Raw genomic sequence first — 17,626 nt, 5'->3', positions numbered from 1 at the left:
TGTAATGGGCCATGTTCGCTTCAGGCATGGACCAGCAGCTTGGCCACCACGTCATCCAGTGTGGGGCTGTCGAAGAACGCGGTGATCGGCAGGGTCTTGCCGGTGCGTTGGCGAATACGCTGGACAATGGCGACTGCACCCAGCGAATCCAGACCCAACCCCGCCAGGGGGGTGTCGCCAGCCAGCGCTGCGTTACGCACGGCACCGCTCAGCTCTCCGATCACCAGGCGGGTCATCGCGGCGCGTAGTTGATCGGGGCTGCCTTGCAGTGCCACCGGGTCGCCCAGGCTTTCATCCGCATGCGCGGTGGGCGCCGCCCGCCCTTGCAAGCTCAACCTTTTGTCCAAGGTGCCAGGCAGCGCTTTGGCAATGATCGTCGTCTCCTGCGGCGTAACCTGACCGCCAGCCAAGGCCCAACGCACCACCTCGTCGGTTTGCATCTGCCCAAGCCCCAGCGCCTGAAGGTGTTGCTGGTGTTCCAGCGAGAGGCGCGCGGTCATGCCCGCTGCCCATGGCCCCCAGGCGATGGCGTGGCCCACCTGGCCGGCAGCCTGGCGCTGGGCCATGAAGGCCTGGACGAAGGCATTGGCCGCCGCGTAGGCGGCCTGCCCGGCCAAGCCAATGCAAGCCGACAGCGACGAGAAGGCGACGAACCATTGCAGCGGCTGACCCTGCAGGGCGGCGTGCAAATTGAGCGTGCCATTGACCTTGGGCGCCAGCACCCGCTGCACCGCCTGTGGGTCCAAGCGAGACAGCAAGCCATCTTCGACGACGCCAGCCAGATGCAGTACGCCCGCCACGGGCTTACCTTTGCGCTGCACGTGACGCATCAACGCCTCAACATCGGCGGCGCTGGCCAGGTCGCCCTGGAACAGGTGCACCTCCACGCCTTCCTGGTTCAAGCGTCTGGCCGTTTCGAGCAACGGCTGCGGTGGGCGACTACGCCCCATCAGCGTGACCTGGCGTGCGCCACGCGCGACCAGGGCCTGGAGCAGCGCCTGCCCGGTGTCACCGAAGCCACCAGTTACCAGGTAGCGGCCATTAGGCTGGACCGGCAGCGCCTGGGCGGGTTCGTCCGTCAACGGTTCCACGACCTGCTCGTACACCTGCCCGCTGGCCACGCGCAGCGTATTCGCCGCAGGGGGTTGCCCCAGCAATGCCACCAAGGTATCGAGGTCGTCCGGGGCTGGGGGCCACTGCGCAGGCAGGTCGATGGCCTGGCAACGAATGTTCGGGAATTCACTGGCGATCACCCGCAGCACCGCCAGGGTGGCCGCCCCCAACAGGTGGTTGTCACCGGCCTCGGGATCGTGAGCGCCTCGGGTCACCACGCTCAAGTGCACCGGCTCGGTGGCGCTGGCATCCAGGTGCAGGCACAGGTGTCGCAGTCGCTGCAAACGCTCACCGAGTGCCTGCGACCAATCCTGGACCGGGCCCAGGCCTTGCCCGCCGGTATCAACCCACTGGGCGGGCTGCGCCGACGGCTTGACATGGTTTGCCAGGAGCCGCCCGGCCTGCACGAGCCGGGACGCGAGCAGGCCTGCCAAAGGCTCGTCGTCCAACACCACAGGCAAGGCGCTGTCGGCCCCAGGCGCAGGCGTCGCTCGCTCACGCCAGGCCAAGCGGCAAACCTGAGTAGCAACGCCGTGTTCGGCACTGAGCAATGCGCCACGCTGGGCGCGTTTGAGCTGGACGTTGCGCAGGGACGCCACCTGACGCCCCTGGTCATCCTGCAACAGGATGTCACCCTGGAGGATCTGAGTGTCCGGGTCAAAAACCTTGGTGGTCAGGCGGATGATCGCGGTCAACGCCCCTTCGACCGCGGTGTAGAGCGTCATCTCCTCGACCGCCAGGGGAATATACAACGCCGGCTGCGGGCACTGCTGCCAATAGCCTGCGAACAACGCCTGGAAGCAGGCATCGAGCATGCCGGGGTCGAGCACCAGACCCTCGCCATGCGCGGCCTCGCTGCAGGCCAACAGTTGCACTTGCATGAGCTGCGCATGTTCGTCGAGGTGCATCGTAGCGATCCGACGGAACATTGGCCCCAACTGCAAGCCATTGGCACGGGCACGTGCATAGAACGCCACAGCGTCCAAGGGTTGGGCGGCGGCCCCCATGGCAGGAAGCGCTTCGCCCGACGACGCGGCCACCGGCAGCGCCGTACCACTGGAGAGCACCTGCGTGGTCCCCTCGGCGTTTGCCGACACAGCCACCTGGTACTCGCCCTCACCTCCCGCAGCGGACCATTCGATACGGATATCGCACTGCGCGCCCTGCGCCATCAGCAGGGGCCTCAGAAAACGCACATCGCGGATGCACACCGCAGGCATCTGCAAGCTGCGCATGGCCTGCGTGGCAATCACACCCAGGTGCAAGGCGCCCGGCACCACCACGCGGTCGAACAGGCAATGGTCGGCCAACAGCCCTGCGCCCTGCCAGCTCGCCTCGAACAGCCGGCGGCGTGCGCCATCGTTGACCCGCAGACGCCCGGTAAGCCCTTGCGCTGGCGGCGCCTTGGCCACGGCCAGGCTGGGCAGCGCGAAGTACGAGTGCTGCCAGGTGTGATGTCGGGTGGCGTCATCCAGGTTCGCAGCCAGCGCATGCCCCGCCTTATGCAACCCCGCCCGCAGGGCATTAAGCGATTGCTGCAAGGGCTTGTGCCGATTGAGCACCGCCATGGCCCGCAGGCCAGGGTGGGAAACGCCCAAGCAGCGCTGGATGTGCTGGACCAGCGACGCATGCGGCCCCAGCTCGATGAAGGTGTCGCAACCCAGCTCGGCCAGCCGCGTTACAGCCAGGTCGAAGCGCACTGGGCGCAAGGCACTGCGTACCCAGTAGCCAGCGTCTTCAGGCAATTGCGCCTCATCCTGGCCATGGCTGGACGAAACGAAGGGCAGCAGCGCCTGCCCGTGACTCAGCGGCGCGAAGGCAGCCAGCAATTCATGCTCCAGCGGGTTGAGCAACGGGCAGTGGAACGGGTAGTGCTCATTGACAGTGATGGCCTCGACCCCGGCGGCGACGCAACACGACCGGAACTGCGCCGCTGCGCCCGCCGCAACCGAAACGATGCTGGCTCCGGGGCTGTTGTAGGCAGAAACCGAGGCGCCTGGGCAGTCGGCCAGTACCTGCTCGACCGTTTCCATGGGGGCCAGCAACGCCTGCATGCTGCCTTGCCCATGCAGCTTCGCCATGCAGCGCCCACGCGCCAACGCCGCCAGCAAGGTTTGCTCGCGGCTCAAGATCCCTGCGCAACAGGCAGCGGAGAGCTCGCCGATGCTGTGCCCGGCGACGGCGGCAGGTTCCACGCCCCAACTCAGCAGCATGTCGAACAACGCCAGTTGGATCGCCACCACACAGGGTTGTGCCCAACGCGTCTGCGCAAGGTCCGTCTCGCTCTGGGCGGCAATCGCCCGCAGCAGTGACCAGCCATCCAGACGCTGGATGATCGCCTCGCTGCGTTGCAGGCTGTCGCGGAACACCTCGTCCTGTGCCAACAGCTGGTCGACCATGCCCGGCCACTGGCTGCCCTGCCCCGAAAACACCAGCGCCAGCTTCTGCGCCGAGCCAGTCGGCGGTGCTGCCATCACCGTTGCCGCGACCTGGGGGGCGCTGCCGAGAATCACCTGGGCATTGGTACCGGACCAGCCGAACGAACTGACCAACGCATACAGCGGCGTGCCATCGGCAGTTGGCCAGGGCTGATGGGTTTGCGGGAACGCCAGGGGCACTTGTGCATCGATGTGACGGTTCAGCGACCTGAGGTCGGCAAAGCCCGGCACGCTCCGGTGTTGCAGACACAACACAGTCTTGATCAACGACGCGATACCGGCGGCTGCCTCGCAGTGGCCGATGTTGCCCTTGACCGAGCCGACCAGGCAGCGAGCCGCTTGCGCCCGGCGCCCCAGCACATTGGCCAAGGCTGTCACCTCGATGGGGTCGCCCAGTTTCGTCCCGGTGCCATGCGTCTCGACATAGCCCAGGCTGTCGGCGCTCAGCCCTGCCCGGGTCAGCAACCCACGCAGTAGGGCTTCCTGGGCCAGACCATTGGGTGCGGTCATGCCATTGGTGCGGCCGTCCTGGTTGACCGCCGAGGCCTGGATCAACGCCAGCACCTGGTCGCCATCACGCCGGGCGTCGCTCAGGCGCTTGAGCACGATCACCCCACAGCCGTCACTTCGCACGATGCCATCGGCGCGCTCGTCGAACGGTTTGCAGCGCCCGTCGGCGGCCATCAGGCCCATGCGCGAGGTGGCCACGGTGAAATCGGGGCTCAGTACCAGGTTCACACCGCCAGCGATGGCTTGCTCGCATTCGCTGTTGCGCAGGCTCTGGCAGGCCTGATGCACGGCAACCAACGATGAAGAGCAAGCGGTATCGATCGCAAGGCACGGGCCCTTCAGGTCGAACAGGTACGCCAGCCGTCCGGCCAGCACGCTGTTGGACACGCCCGGGCCGCTGAAGGCATTGACCCGCTCGATATCCTCGAACAGCCGCCGTGCGTAACCGTCGTTGTAGTTCACCACCCCGACATACACGCCGGTCTGGCTGCCGCGCAGCCGTTCACGGGTTTGCCCGGCATGCACCAGGGCTTCCCAGGCGACCTCCAGAAAGATGCGCTGCTGGGCATCCATATGCTCGGCCTCGGCATCGCTGATGCCGAAGAACCCGGCATCGAACGCGCGCTCGTCGATCACGCCCGCCCAGCGCGTGCTGAGCTTGCCGGCGGCCATGGGGTCGGGGTCGTAGAACTGCGTGTTGCTCCAGCGTGCGCTGGGCACTTCCTCGATGGCATCGCGCTGTTGCGTCATCAGCGACCAATACGCCGCCAGCGAATCGGCGCCCGGCAGACGACAGGCTGCACCAACGATGGCAATGGGCTCTTCATGGCGTTGCAGGGCCGCTTTGAGCTGGCGAACACTGACGAGCGCTTGCTGCAATGCCGATGCGCTATCGGGCTTGTTCGATCGTTCCATCAATGCAGGTCTCCACTGAATTTATCCTTGATCGTGGCCAGCTCCCTGAGCAGCTCCGCCATCAACGCGTCATCGTCCTCATCGGGCGCATCGATCCGTTCCGAGCGACCTTGCAGGCCCTCTTCCAGAGGCCACAACAGCGACTCCAGGTAGGTCGCCAGCGCCGTGATGGTGGGGTAGTTCCACAGCACGGTGGCGGGCATGTGCACCTGCAACTCGGCCTGTAGACGGTTGCGAATTTCAACGCCCAACAGTGAGCTGACGCCCAGCTCGCTCAGGGGGGCGTCCTGGGCGATCGCCTCCACGGGCACCTGCAACAGGGCCGCCACGAAGCGGCCGACGATGGCGCAGAGTTGCCCATGACGGTCACCGGCCTGGGCCAGCGCCTCGACGCCCACCGCCAAGGCGGGCAAGCCATGCGCCAATGCGCTCGGCCCGCGGTAGCGCATGATCACCACGCACCCATCGCGCGTCTGCCAGTACGCCAGGCAGGCCAAGGCTTCTTGCATGCCGATCGCGGGCAGGTGCTCGAACACCTGCGCGGCGCCTTCGTGCGCCAGCAAGCCTTCGTCGGCGAACGGCCCGAAGCCGACGCTGGTGGCAGGCAAGCCTTGGCTGATGCGGTATTCGGCCAGGCCATCGAGGTAGGCGTTGCCAGCGGCATAGGCCGCGTGGCCGGGGAAACCGAACAGGCTCGAGACGGACGACACCAGCAGGAACCGCCGTACCGGCCAGTGCTCGCTCAGCCGATGCAGGTTCCAGGCGCCCTCGCGTTTGGCGCGCAGCCCGACGCTCAGGCTCGCCGGGGTCATCGTGGCCAGCGCCTCAGGGTGCAGCACCCCGGCGGCATGTGTGATCGCGGACAACGGCCCGAGCTGTTGCGCGGTGCGCGCCACGGCATCGTCCAGCGCCCTGGCCTCGGCGATGTCGAAGGTCTCGACGCGTATCTGCACGCCTTGTCGGCGCCACGCCTCCAGCGCCTCTGCAACAGGCGGGCTCGGCTGCCTTCGGCCTATCAGCAGGAAACGCCGCTCGCCTTGAGCGACACGCCAGCCCAACATCGCCTGGCCTAGTGCGCCCAGGCCGCCGCTGATCAGGTGGAAACCGGTGTCGTCGGCAGGTGCCGCGCACGTCGCGGCGCTCAGTCCGGTAGCGGCTTGCAGCACCGGGACATAACGCACGCCCTTGCGCCAAGCGCATTGGGTCATGGGCGTCACCAGGCTGGCCAGCAACGCCTGGGCAACTGCCCCGTCCGCGTTGTCGAACGGTGGCCCCAGGTCGCTCACGCACAAGCGTTGGCTGTCCAGTTCCAATTGGGCAGTCCTGAGCAGCCCCCACAGCAGGGCGGCGTCAGCGCATACTTCGCTGTCCTTCGGCAGGTGCTGGGCAGCGTGGGTCAGCACATGCACCGTGATCGCCGACCGTGGGGCCTTGGCCAGGGCCCGCAACAAGCCCAGCACGACGCCAGCAAGGTGCTCACCCGCCGCGTTTGGCTGGGCAAGCAACGCCAGATGCTCGACGGGCGTGCAGTCGAGCAGCTCGAGGAAGGTTCGATAATCAGCGTCACCCTCAGCGGCCAGATCCAGAACGTGCCATTGCGCATTGGCAAGGCTCGGATGGTGGCGCAGACCCGCCAACGCCGGCTCAGGCCCGACCACCAGCAGGCCCTTGGAGTCGAGGGCAGCTCCCGGCTCAGACTGGACCTCTTGCCAGCCAATGCCATAAAGGCTAGGCCCGCCTGGCGAGGCCTGCGTTGCCGTATACGCGGCTGGCAGCGACAAAGGTGGCTGACGCGTAGAGGGCCGTGCTGTCACGCTCACACCAGCCTGATAGGCACGGGCCAGCAGCGCCGAGCACAGCTGCCCGGCCATCTCGCCAGCCAGGCCCTCAATGCGCAAGACATCATCGTCGCCTTCGCTTTCCCCCTCGCCCCACTCCAGGTCGCGGATGCCCTGAACCAGCAGGCCAAGCCCAAGCCGCCCTGTGGTGAGGTCTTCGATGCTGCCGACCATGCCTGCGACCGCGTAGCGCGAGACCATCATGCCCTCGCTGCGCAGGTAGTCAGCGCAACCGATGTACATCGCCACGCCCTTCACTCGGGCAGGCTCCACGCCCAGTTCGCGGGCCACCTGCAACACCCGTGCGTAACCGCTGGCGAACGCTGGCACGGCCAGCAGAGCATCCCGTTGCCGGGCAGAAAGCGGTGCCTGGCGGCGAACTTGCAACAAGGGTGCAGCGCAGACCTTGCTGTCCCACGCTAGCGCCTGCGCGGCAGCTCGTAGCTCGGCCAGCGCCTGCTCGCGGGACTCGACCACCAAGGACAGGCGATGGCGTTCATGGCTGCAAACCTCACGCAGCGCCTGGGCGCAGTCTGCAAGGCTTGGCGGCGTGTCTTGCTCGAGCCAGCTTGCGATGCTCGCGCAGCGCGCCTGCAAGGCCTGCTGGTTGTGCCCTGACAGCAGCAGCACCTGCATAGCGCCGCTCGGCGCGGCCTGAACCTCACAACATTCGTCCAGCCCTTGCTGCATGGCACTGGCGTCGCACCAACCGCGGCGGGCACTGACCAGCACGCCTCGCGACGGCGCGGCATCGCGCAAACTACGCAGTAGCACCGGGTGGCTGGACACCTCGACCAGCACACCCTCGGTCTGCTGCAAGGCCGTGCGCAAGGCATCGAACCACCGCACGGGCCGTACCACCACGTCAGCCCAGTACGCGGTGCTCGCAGGCCCGCCGCCGGTCCCTCCGGCGCATGCACCATGAAACGGCAACTGCGGGCTACACGGCACGATGTCCTCGAGCGCCTCGCACAGGGCCTGGTAGCCCTGCTCATCGCTTCCGGCATGCACGGCAACGTCGCAGCGAACCCGGCGCAAACGCAGCTTGCTCTGCTCGCAATACTGCTCAACCGCAGCGATCGCGGCGGCAGGGCCGGTGATCACGGTCGCGTCCTCGGTATGCTGGATGGCCACTTGCACAGGTACTTGCAGCCTCTGCAACAACGCCTGGGCAGGCTCCCAGCCCATCTCCAGCAGCGCCATGGCACCCGGTTGCCCTGCGGCCCAGCGTGCCTGGGCGAGCATGACCCGCAAGGCATCGCGCAGGTTCAGCACCCCCGCCACATGGGCGGCGGCCACCTCGCCGATGCTGTGACCTATCACCGCGAGCGGCCGCAGGCCCTTGGCGATCCACACCTCGGCCAGCGCCACCTGTACGGCGAAATGGCAGGGCCAGGCCACTTCCACGTCATCGAACACGTGCTCGGCGTCATACAGGCGCTCGGCCAACGACCAACCTGCCAGGCTCATGAACTCGCGGTCGCAGCGGGCGATGCAGGCGCTGAACAGCGGGTCGAGGCGGGCCAGGTGCAAGCCCATTCCCTGCCACTGCGCGCCCTGCCCAGAAAACACCAGCACACCACCCTTGGCCTTGCTGGCGGGTACCTGCACCACCAACGTGGGCTGCGCATTGTCGGAACGTTCAAAGCCCTCGGGCGAGTCGACCGGCCATTGCCGACCCACGATGACATGGGCATTGGTGCCGCCGAAACCAAACGAACTGACGCCAGCCAGGGGCTGCGCCGAGGACCAGCGAGTGCGCTCCAGCACTGGCTGCAAGGCCAATTGCGACCAATCGATTGCCGGGTTGGGCGTGCGGTAGTTCAGGTGTGCGGGAATCACCCCGTGCTGCAGCGCCAGCAGCACTTTGATCAACCCGGCCATCCCTGCTGCGGCTTCACTGTGACCGATGTTGGTCTTCACCGAGCCGATCAGCAGCGCCTGCTGGCGTGCACCGCGCGGGCAATAGGCAGCGGCGATGGCGCTGGCTTCTATCGGGTCGCCCATGGCGGTGCCCGTACCATGGGCCTCCAAGTACTCGACGTCGGCGGGCGCGATACCAGCCTGGCGAATGGCTTCGTTCAGCAGCGCTTGCTGGGCGTGCATCGACGGCGCAGTGAGGCTGTTGTGAAAACCGTTGTTGTTGACCACCGAGGCGCGGATCACGCCCCAGACCGGCGCGCCTGCCGCCAACGCTTCGGGTAGCCGACGCAGCACTAGCACCCCGGCGCCCTCGGCCCTGACATAGCCGTCGGCAGCAGCGTCGAAGGTATGACAGGTGGCGGTTTGCGACAGCCCGCCGAAGCGCCGCATGGCCTCGAAGCTCTGCGCCGCCAGCAACAAATTGACTCCACCGACGATGGCGAAATCGCACTCGCCTTGCCTAAGAGCCTGGCAGGCCAGGTGCACGGCCACCAGTGACGACGAACACGCGGTGTTGACCGTCATGCTCGGACCATCGAGCCCCAAGGTGAAGGAAATTCTCGCCGAGAGAATGCTGGTGTCCAGCCCCGTGGCGCTCTGCGCGGTCATCTGCTGCGGCGCGACATGATGGGCGAAGTCCGACCACATGGCCCCGACATAAACGCCGCCGCGTTGCCCACGCAACGTGGCAGGTGGCATGCCGGCTTGCTCCAGGGCGTCCCAGGCCAGGGTCAACAGCAGCCGTTGCTGCGGGTCCATCTGCGAGGCCTCGTGCGCCCCCAGGCCGAAGCGTGAGTAGTCGAAGTCGCAGGTACTGTCGAGAAAGCCTGCGACCTCATCCAAGGCGACATGCCAGCCGCTTTCCCGGCGCTCGGAAAAATGACCTTCAGGCAGCGGGCCGACCCCCTGGCCGCCGCTCTCGAGCAACGTCCAGAACGCCAGGCTGTCCCGTGCGCCGGGGAAGCGACACGCCAAGCCAGTCACCGCCACCGGCTGGGTGCAATTGACCGGTGCGCGGCGCGGGGCCTGGGTAGCGCCGCCCTCCAGGCTGCACAGGTAGCGACACAATTGCGCGGGGGTGGCGAAGCGCCAGAACAGCGTTGGGTCGAGGTCGCGCTCCAATTGAGCGCCGAGCGCGGCGAGCAACCCGGTCACCTCGATCGAGTCCAGGCCCAGGCTGCCCAGGCGCTGCTCCTCGTCTATCCGCTCCACACCACAGGCCGACGCCAGTTGCGTCAGCACGATGGCCAGTACTTGCTCGTATCCAGCACTCATGCACATTTCCCTATCAGGTTCACCCTGAACTCCTTTCAGGGTGTTGGGGCGGTACGTCTCAGTTGCAGGTCGTGGCCATTGACTGCACATGGTCGAACAACCGATCGATCGCGGCGTCCAGCGCTAGTCGATGCGTCATCTGCGGCGATACCAGCACTGTGATACGCAAGGTGTGCGCATGTATCTCGGCCTCGAAGCTCAACGGCAGGTGGACCATCTGTTGCTCCGCAGACGCCAGGCGCAGTGGCTCGGGCGCGAGCTGGTAGCCGATCAGGTTGGCATTGGGGCGCGGTGACGAAATGAAGTTGAAACCGATAGCCGCAAGCGGCGGCACCGGCGCACCGGGCACGCCGCTGAAATGCCGAATCGCGAAATCCTGCGCGGATGCCATTGCCTGCTGGACCTGGGCCACGGCCGCGTGCGCCGCCTCGCGGGGGCCTTCTCCAGCCTGCAAATTCACGCGCACCGTTAACGGGAACGACACCGAGCCCACCAACTCGGCGACAGGTGTGTGCCAGTCGCCAATGAAATGCGGGCTGACCCACATCATCAGGTCTACCGAACCCTGCGCCTGGACGCTGCTCAACGCGTGCAGCCAGCACCCGAGCAGACAGTCGCTCAGGCTGAGCTGCCAGGCTACCGCGCAGGCCCTCAAGGCTTGCAACTCAGCCGCCTGCAAATGCAGGCAATGGCAGGTCTGCGTGCTGGCCAGGGTCTTGCCGGACAGTTCACGCGCAACCCGGTCAAGGGTGCCCAACGCGGCCAGAGGCTCAGGCGATGGCTGCATCGGCGCAGGCAAGGCGCGATAGCGCTCAGCGAGCTCCTGGGCGAACGCCAGGTAGCTGTCGCAGGTTTCCGTCGGCAACGGTTCGCCCTGGGCCGCCGCACGGTAGGCCCTGGAAATGTCGCGCCACAGGATACGGCTGGAAATACCGTCACAGACCAGGTGATGGAAGATCACCAGCAGGCGTTGTCGCTCGGCCTGCTCGGCATCGAGCAACACATAGCGGATCAAGGGTGGCGTCATGGACGGCGACGCGAGCAGAGCATCGATACCCGCCTGGAGCCGCGCGTCGATCGACAGGCCTGCGGCCTCGTCAAGTACGCTGAAGGCCACCTCGCCTGGCAGTTGATCCGGCGCCAGGAAGTGCATGTTCCACTCGCCTTCGTTTCGAGTGAAACTAGCGCGCAGCACCGGGTACTTATACAGGATGAAACAGACGGCTTCTCGCAGATACAGCGGATTGAGCCGCTCTAGCGGAATCAATACTTCACCGACGTAGAAACTTTCCAATTGCGCTGCCGTTCGCTGATCATACAACTGGCCCAATAGCAGCCGCATGACTCACCTCCCTTTTAAAAGTTGCACGCAGCCACAGTCGACGCCATCCATTTGGATGACGTCGAACGCAGAGTTCTGGATTAACTAAGAGGAAACTTTCTGTTCGGCCGGCAGTGCCGAATACCTTCGAAAGTTCAAGAACACCACAAGTGCGACCACCACCAATACCACCATGGTGGCGGTCATCACCGAGAACACCGCGCTGTCGAATGCCACGCGGGCGTTGGCGCTGATTTCCTCGCCCACTGGGCCGGGTACTTGCGCGGCAGCGGCCAGTGCACTGTCGATACCGTCACGCAGGCTCACAGGGTCGGCGGCCTGGGCTGGTACCACCAGTGAGCGGCTATACACGAGCGCCATCAGGCTGCCCATGAAGGCGATACCCAACCCGCCGCCCAATTCATAGGAAATTTCTTCGGCGGACGCCGCCATACCCGCACGCTCAGGGGGCGCACTGGCCATGATGGTGGTGGAAGCGCCGGTCATACTCGCCCCCACACACGCCCCCATCACGAACAGCAATGCCAGTTGCAGCGCCACCGAATGGTTGAAGCTGTACATGAACAACCCGATGGCAGCGGCATAGATCAACAGCGCCAGCACCAGGAACCGGTCGCAACGTACCTTGGGCAACAGCCAGCCACTGAGTGGGCCGGCGACGATCGCACCCAGCGAAAGCGGCAGGAAATAAAGGCCCGTCTCGAGGGGGGAAAGGCCGACGACCAACTGCAAGCGCTGGCTCAGGACCAGGTTGATCCCCATCAGACAGCCCGCGGCAGCCAAGCTGGCAATGACCGCCGAGGAAAACGCCGGGCTGCGGAATATTTGCACGTCGATCAACGGGTAGCCACGCTTGCGCTGCCCTCGCACGAACAGCCAGGCGAACCCCAGGCACAGGAGCAAGGCCACCAGGGCCTCGACCAGCGAGGGCTCGGGCTTGGCGAACTCCTTGATCAGGTACGCCAGGCTGATCAGCCCGACCATCGCCTGCAACGAGCCCACCAAGTCCCAGGGGCTGGCGTTGGCCTGCGGGGCATTGTCGATCCAGCGCAACGACAGCACCAAGGCCACCAGGACGATGGGCACATTGATCAGGAACACCGACCCCCACCAGAAGTGCTCCAGCAGCGCGCCGCCCAGCAGCGGCCCTATCGCGGCACCGCCGGACGCCACGGAGGTCCAGACGCCAATGGCGACACCGCGCTCGCGCTCATCCTCGAAGGTCAGGCTGATGATGGCCAGCGTGGCCGGCATCATCGCCGCCGCACCGACGCCAAGGAAGCCCCTGGCCACGATCAAGGCGGTGGAGGACGGGGCGAACGCTGCCAGCAACGAGGCCAGGCCGAACAGCGCCAGGCCGATGACGAACAGGCGCTGATGACCAATGCGATCACCCAGGGTACCCGCCCCCAGCAGCAAGCCGGCGACCACCAGTGGATACATGTTGATGATCCACAGTTTCTCGGAGGTCGATGCACCGAGCGCATGGGTAAGCACAGGCAACGCGATATAGAGCACCGTCATATCGATTGCCACCAACAACAATGCAAAAGACACAACGGCCAATACCAGCCATCGCCGATAAGCGTAAAACATTTGGCATTCTCCCTGCCGTAGTTAGCCGGCAATCATTGCCAGCCCACTGTGAAACAAGTGCACCGATCCTAGTTGAGAAACTGTTACATTGCAAAAAATCAAAATATTAAAAAATGTAACTCGTGAAAAATTCGGATCAACAAAAATTTAGTCGATAAACCTAAGGGGTCGAAGATATGAACGATAAAGATGTGAGAAATAGCTTACACCACATACCTACATAGAACGCTTGCAATGACTAAAAACCATTGCCTTCAAACCACCCTCAATATCGCTGTCGGGAAACTCGGGCGGATTGTCCAGGCGCTCGACAAAGGCCAACTCCGGGGCATGTGCCGCCATACCTTCGACCAGGAAGGCCGGTCCGATACCGGGGTCGTTGACGCAGGCCAACACGGTGCCGCCTTCACAGAGCAACTCAGGCAAACGGCGTAGGATTTTCGCGTAGTCCTGCGTCAGCACAAAGCTGCCGCGCTGGAAGGTCGGTGGGTCGATGATGATCAGGTCATAAGGCCCGTACTTGCGCACCTTGCCCCATGACTTGAACAGCTCGTGGCCCAGGTACGCCACTCGCGACGCGTCATGGCCATTGAGCCGGTGGTTGTCCCGGCCTCGGGAGAGGGCCGACTTGGCCATGTCCAGGTTGACCACCTGCTCGGCACCGCCCGCGATGGCCGCCACCGAGAAGCCGCAGGTATAGGCGAACAGGTTCAACACCCGCTTGCCTTGTGCCTGCTCACGCACCCAACGCCTGCCGTAGCGCATGTCGAGAAACAGCCCGTTGTTCTGGCGCACGCCAAGGTCGAGCAGATACTTCAGGCCATCCTCGGTCACCTCACGCTGATGACAAGGCTCGCCCAGCAACCACTGGCCGGGGCTGTCGGGCAAGTAACGGTGTTGGATGAGAATTGCCTGGCCTGCCCACTGCGGGCGCTCGGCCAGGGCTTCGAGCATGGCCTGAAGCTCAGCCAACTGGCCTTCAGGCGGCTCGCGGAACAACGCCACCAGCAACACCCCATCGAGCCAATCGACCGTCACCTGCTCAAGCCCCGGCCAGCAACGGCCACGGCCGTGGAACAGGCGACGAGTTTCGCTTGGGGCAGGGTCGAGGGCGGCAAGCAGGTGTTGTTGCAAGGTGGCGATAGGCGAATTCATGGCAATGCTGTGTGCGAAAAGAGCCGGCATTCTACCCGGTATGTTCGGCCAGCGCTTTGTTCGAACGGAACCTCCAACCCTGCTGCATGCCCGCAGCCGCCAGCAAAATCGCTGCCACCCCCAGCCATTGCAACGGCGCCAGGCGGTGACCGAAGGCAAGCCAGTCCACCAGGATCGCGGCAATGGGGTATATGAACGACAGCGCCCCGGTCAAGGCCGTGGGCAAGCGCTGGATGGCGCTGTACAGCAGTACATACATCAGCCCGGTATGCACCATGCCCAGGGTAAGCAAGCTGGCCAACGCCGGCATTTCGCCCGGCAGCCCGGCCACGTTGACCCAGGGCGCCAACAGCAGCACTCCGGTACTCACCTGGACCAACGCGATCAGATGTGGCGGTGTACCACTCAAGCGCTTGATGACCAGCGCGGCCACCGCATACAGGAACGCCGCCCCCAATGCCAGGGCGATACCCGCCAGGTAGTCCTCACCACCGCTCTGCCCTTGCCCATGGGTACTGACGATGGCCAACATGCCGAGAAACGCCAGCCCCAGCCAGGCCAGCTTGGCCAGCGTGAGCTTCTCGCCAAGAAACAACGCCGCCAGCCCTACCAGCATGAACGGCTGGACGTTGTATACCGCCGTGCCGATGGCGATCGACGCCCGTGAGTAGGAGGCGAACAGCAGCACCCAGTTGCCGACGATGGCCACGCCACTGAACACTGCCAGCAAAAGCGTGGTGCGGGTGAGCACGCCCGGTTTGAGAAGCCCCATGGCCGCACACACCAGCAACAAGGTGACGGCGCCAAACACGCAGCGCCAGAACACCACCTCCAGCACTGGCTGACCGGACACCAACACGAACCAGCCGATGGTGCCGGAAATCAACATGGCCCCCACCATTTCCAGCGAACCGCGACGCAATGAACTGTCCATCGTGCACCTCCTGCAGAACCTGGCAAAAGTATGCGCGGCGCCCCCTCACGCTCTCCAGCGGATAAAAAAGGCAAAGCGGCAAAATTGGCTTTACTATCAAGGCCAATTTCACAAAACGCCTTATGAGGCAACCATGACCGATGCCATCGACCAATGCTTGATAAACGCCCTGATGGAGGACTCCCGTCGCTCGCTCAAGGCCCTTGCCCAGCTCAGCGGGCTGTCGGCACCGAGTGTCAGTGAACGCTTGCGGCGCCTGGAAGAGCGCGGCGTGCTGCGCGGCTACACCGTGGAAGTAGACCCGCGCTGCTTCGGCTACCAGTTGCAGGCCATCGTACGCATCCGTCCGCTACCGGGGCAGTTGCAGGAAGTGGAGCGGCAGATCGTGGCGATACCGGAGTTCACCGAGTGCGACAAGGTCACCGGCGAGGACTGCTTCATTGCGCGCCTGCACGTACGCTCCATGGAGCAACTGGACACCCTGCTGGACCGCCTGAACACGCTGGCCGAGACCAACACCGCGATCATCAAGAAGACCCCGGTAAAACGCCGGTTGCCGCCGATGGAATGAGGCGAGCGGCGTAAGGGGTATCCCAGCAGGTTAATTTTTGTACACAAGAATGTAACCATAGGTGCCATTTTTGTGTGCACTCCCTTACAGATATGCCCCAGCAAGTTACACAAACCGTGTAATGAAAACTGACCATACGATCAATTAATTAGACGCTCAAAAAATATACTTGATTTTAAAGTCAACTTATAAATCATTATTTTCAATCACTTATCTTTTACGGACATAAATAATTAGTAATGGCACGGCCTTAGTCGGATCCCCTCTGGCATGGAACTGGCTTTTGTGTGTTCGCGTTTTGTATACAACTTAAACAAAACCTAAATACACAAGAACCCGCGACGCCTACCTTAAACAGGCCGTAGCGCCCAGAACCCAGTGATGCCAACGCCTGCACCGACGAGATGGCGAGCCCGTGCGCATGCCCGCCTCATCGCAGTCCTCGCGCATCAGGAGCCGCCGGAATGAGTAGCAGCCTCGACCTTGCCCCTGAACTATCCGTTGCCAGCACCAGCCCAACCGCCGTGCCCCTGCCCGGCCCATCCAGCGCCATTGAACTGAGCCCACGCCTGCACAATCGCGACCTCGCCCCGACCCGCCAGGAAGGTCGACGCTGGGGCGGCTACAGCATCTTCGCGCTATGGACCAACGATGTGCACAACATCGCCAACTACTCGTTCGCCATGGGCTTGTTCGCCCTTGGCCTGGGCGGCTGGCAGATCCTGCTGTCGCTGGCGATCGGCGCGGTGCTGGTGTACTTCTTCATGAACCTGTCCGGGTACATGGGGCAGAAGACCGGCGTGCCGTTCCCGGTCATCAGCCGCATCGCCTTCGGCATCCATGGGGCGCAAATCCCAGCGCTGATCCGCGCGGTCATCGCCATCGCCTGGTTCGGCATCCAGACCTACCTGGCGTCTGTGGTCTTGCGCGTGCTGCTCACCGCCGTGTGGCCACAGGTGGCCGCCTATGACCAGGACAGCATCCTCGGCCTGTCGAGCCTGGGCTGGGTGTGCTTCGTGGCGATCTGGCTGGTGCAATTGGTGATCCTTGCCTACGGCATGGAGATGGTGCGTCGCTATGAAGGCTTCGCAGGCCCTGTGATCCTGCTGACCGTCGCCAGCCTGGCGGCCTGGATGTACTTCAAGACCGACGCGCGCATCGCCTGGTCGGTGGCCGAACCGCTGCAAGGCTTTGATATGTGGCGCAACATCTTTGCCGGTGGCTCGCTGTGGCTGGCCATCTACGGCACCCTGGTGCTCAACTTCTGCGATTTCGCCCGCTCCTCGCCATGCCGCAGGACCATTCGCGTGGGCAATTTCTGGGGCCTGCCAGTGAATATCCTGGTATTCGCAGTGATTACCGTGGTGCTGTGCGGTGCGCAGTTCCAGATCAACGGGCAAATCATCGACAGCCCGACGCAGATCGTCGCCACCATTCCCAACACCGCCTTCCTGGTACTCGGTTGCCTGGCCTTCCTGATCGTCACCGTGGCGGTAAACATCATGGCCAACTTCGTCGCCCCGGCCTTCGTCCTCAGCAACCTGGCGCCGCGCCACCTGAACTTCCGCCGTGCCGGGCTGATCAGCGCCACCGTGGCGGTGCTGATCCTGCCGTGGAACCTCTACAACAGCCCACTGGTGATCGTGTACTTCCTCTCGGGCCTGGGTGCCCTGCTCGGCCCGCTGTACGGGGTGATCATGTCCGACTACTGGCTGCTGCGCAAAGGCCGCATCAATGTGCCGGAGCTGTACAGCGAGCACCCTGAAGCGGCCTACCACTACAGCCGTGGCGTCAATCTGCGCGCGGTGGCCGCGTTCATTCCTTCGGCGGTGCTGGCCATCGTGCTGGCGCTGGTGCCGCAGTTCCACAGTGTCGCACCGTTCTCCTGGCTTATAGGCGCCGGCAGTGCTGCCGCACTTTACCTGCTGCTCGCCCCACGCAACCGCCAATACCTGGATGTGAGCGGCGAAGCCATCGCCGTCGACCACAGCAGCCACTGATCAAGGAAATCTGTAG

At 64.3% G+C, this 17,626-nt stretch carries 8 protein-coding genes; 2 read left to right on the top strand and 6 right to left on the bottom strand.

Annotation, left to right across the window (positions count from 1 at the left end):
• Positions 1-20 precede the first annotated feature (20 nt).
• From RAC97_RS19375 to RAC97_RS19350, 6 genes are all read right to left on the bottom strand, one after another.
• The gene (locus tag RAC97_RS19375) at positions 21-4,976 is read right to left on the bottom strand and encodes an SDR family NAD(P)-dependent oxidoreductase (RefSeq protein ID WP_375101204.1); all 4,956 of its coding nucleotides are present in this window, start codon (positions 4,974-4,976) and stop codon (positions 21-23) included.
• Entirely contained in the window at positions 4,976-10,012 is a 5,037-nt protein-coding gene (locus RAC97_RS19370; RefSeq protein WP_375101205.1) for a beta-ketoacyl synthase N-terminal-like domain-containing protein, read from the bottom strand. Before RAC97_RS19370 ends, RAC97_RS19375 begins: the two co-directional genes overlap by 1 nt.
• A gap of 58 nt (positions 10,013-10,070) precedes the next feature.
• Positions 10,071-11,354, bottom strand: a complete 1,284-nt coding sequence (locus tag RAC97_RS19365; RefSeq protein WP_375101206.1) for a condensation domain-containing protein — start codon at positions 11,352-11,354, stop codon at positions 10,071-10,073.
• A gap of 84 nt (positions 11,355-11,438) precedes the next feature.
• The gene (locus RAC97_RS19360) at positions 11,439-12,950 is read right to left on the bottom strand and encodes an MFS transporter (protein ID WP_375101207.1); all 1,512 of its coding nucleotides are present in this window, start codon (positions 12,948-12,950) and stop codon (positions 11,439-11,441) included.
• A 216-nt stretch (positions 12,951-13,166) separates the two neighbouring features.
• Positions 13,167-14,105, bottom strand: coding sequence for a class I SAM-dependent methyltransferase (locus RAC97_RS19355; protein ID WP_375101208.1), 939 nt, complete (start codon positions 14,103-14,105; stop codon positions 13,167-13,169).
• 31 nt (positions 14,106-14,136) lie between these two features.
• On the bottom strand, positions 14,137-15,039 hold the full coding sequence (locus tag RAC97_RS19350; RefSeq protein WP_375101209.1) for a DMT family transporter: 903 nt from the start codon (positions 15,037-15,039) through the stop codon (positions 14,137-14,139).
• Between the two features lie 133 nt (positions 15,040-15,172).
• On the opposite strand from RAC97_RS19350, the gene RAC97_RS19345 reads away from it, so the two are divergent.
• Positions 15,173-15,610: an Lrp/AsnC family transcriptional regulator gene (locus RAC97_RS19345; protein ID WP_375101210.1), complete on the top strand. Its 438-nt coding sequence runs from the start codon at positions 15,173-15,175 to the stop codon at positions 15,608-15,610.
• Between the two features lie 464 nt (positions 15,611-16,074).
• Complete coding sequence (locus RAC97_RS19340; protein WP_375101211.1) at positions 16,075-17,610, top strand: NCS1 family nucleobase:cation symporter-1; 1,536 nt, start codon at positions 16,075-16,077, stop codon at positions 17,608-17,610.
• The last annotated feature ends 16 nt before the right edge of the window (positions 17,611-17,626 follow it).

The organism is Pseudomonas sp. LS_2, assembly GCF_042709235.1.
GTDB lineage: Bacteria > Pseudomonadota > Gammaproteobacteria > Pseudomonadales > Pseudomonadaceae > Aquipseudomonas.
Note: the sequence above shows the minus strand (reverse complement) of the source record. Positions and strands in the feature narration are given on the sequence as shown.

Bases quoted from the DNA above. Each gene is read 5' to 3' on its own strand.
- RAC97_RS19370 (WP_375101205.1), bottom strand. From the start codon at position 10,012: ATGAGTGCTGGATACGAGCAAGTACTGGCCATCGTGCTGACGCAACTG.
- RAC97_RS19355 (WP_375101208.1), bottom strand. From the start codon at position 14,105: ATGAATTCGCCTATCGCCACCTTGCAACAACACCTGCTTGCCGCCCTC.
- RAC97_RS19365 (WP_375101206.1), bottom strand. From the start codon at position 11,354: ATGCGGCTGCTATTGGGCCAGTTGTATGATCAGCGAACGGCAGCGCAA.
- RAC97_RS19360 (WP_375101207.1), bottom strand. From the start codon at position 12,950: ATGTTTTACGCTTATCGGCGATGGCTGGTATTGGCCGTTGTGTCTTTT.
- RAC97_RS19350 (WP_375101209.1), bottom strand. From the start codon at position 15,039: ATGGACAGTTCATTGCGTCGCGGTTCGCTGGAAATGGTGGGGGCCATG.
- RAC97_RS19375 (WP_375101204.1), bottom strand. From the start codon at position 4,976: ATGGAACGATCGAACAAGCCCGATAGCGCATCGGCATTGCAGCAAGCG.
- RAC97_RS19345 (WP_375101210.1), top strand. From the start codon at position 15,173: ATGACCGATGCCATCGACCAATGCTTGATAAACGCCCTGATGGAGGAC.
- RAC97_RS19340 (WP_375101211.1), top strand. From the start codon at position 16,075: ATGAGTAGCAGCCTCGACCTTGCCCCTGAACTATCCGTTGCCAGCACC.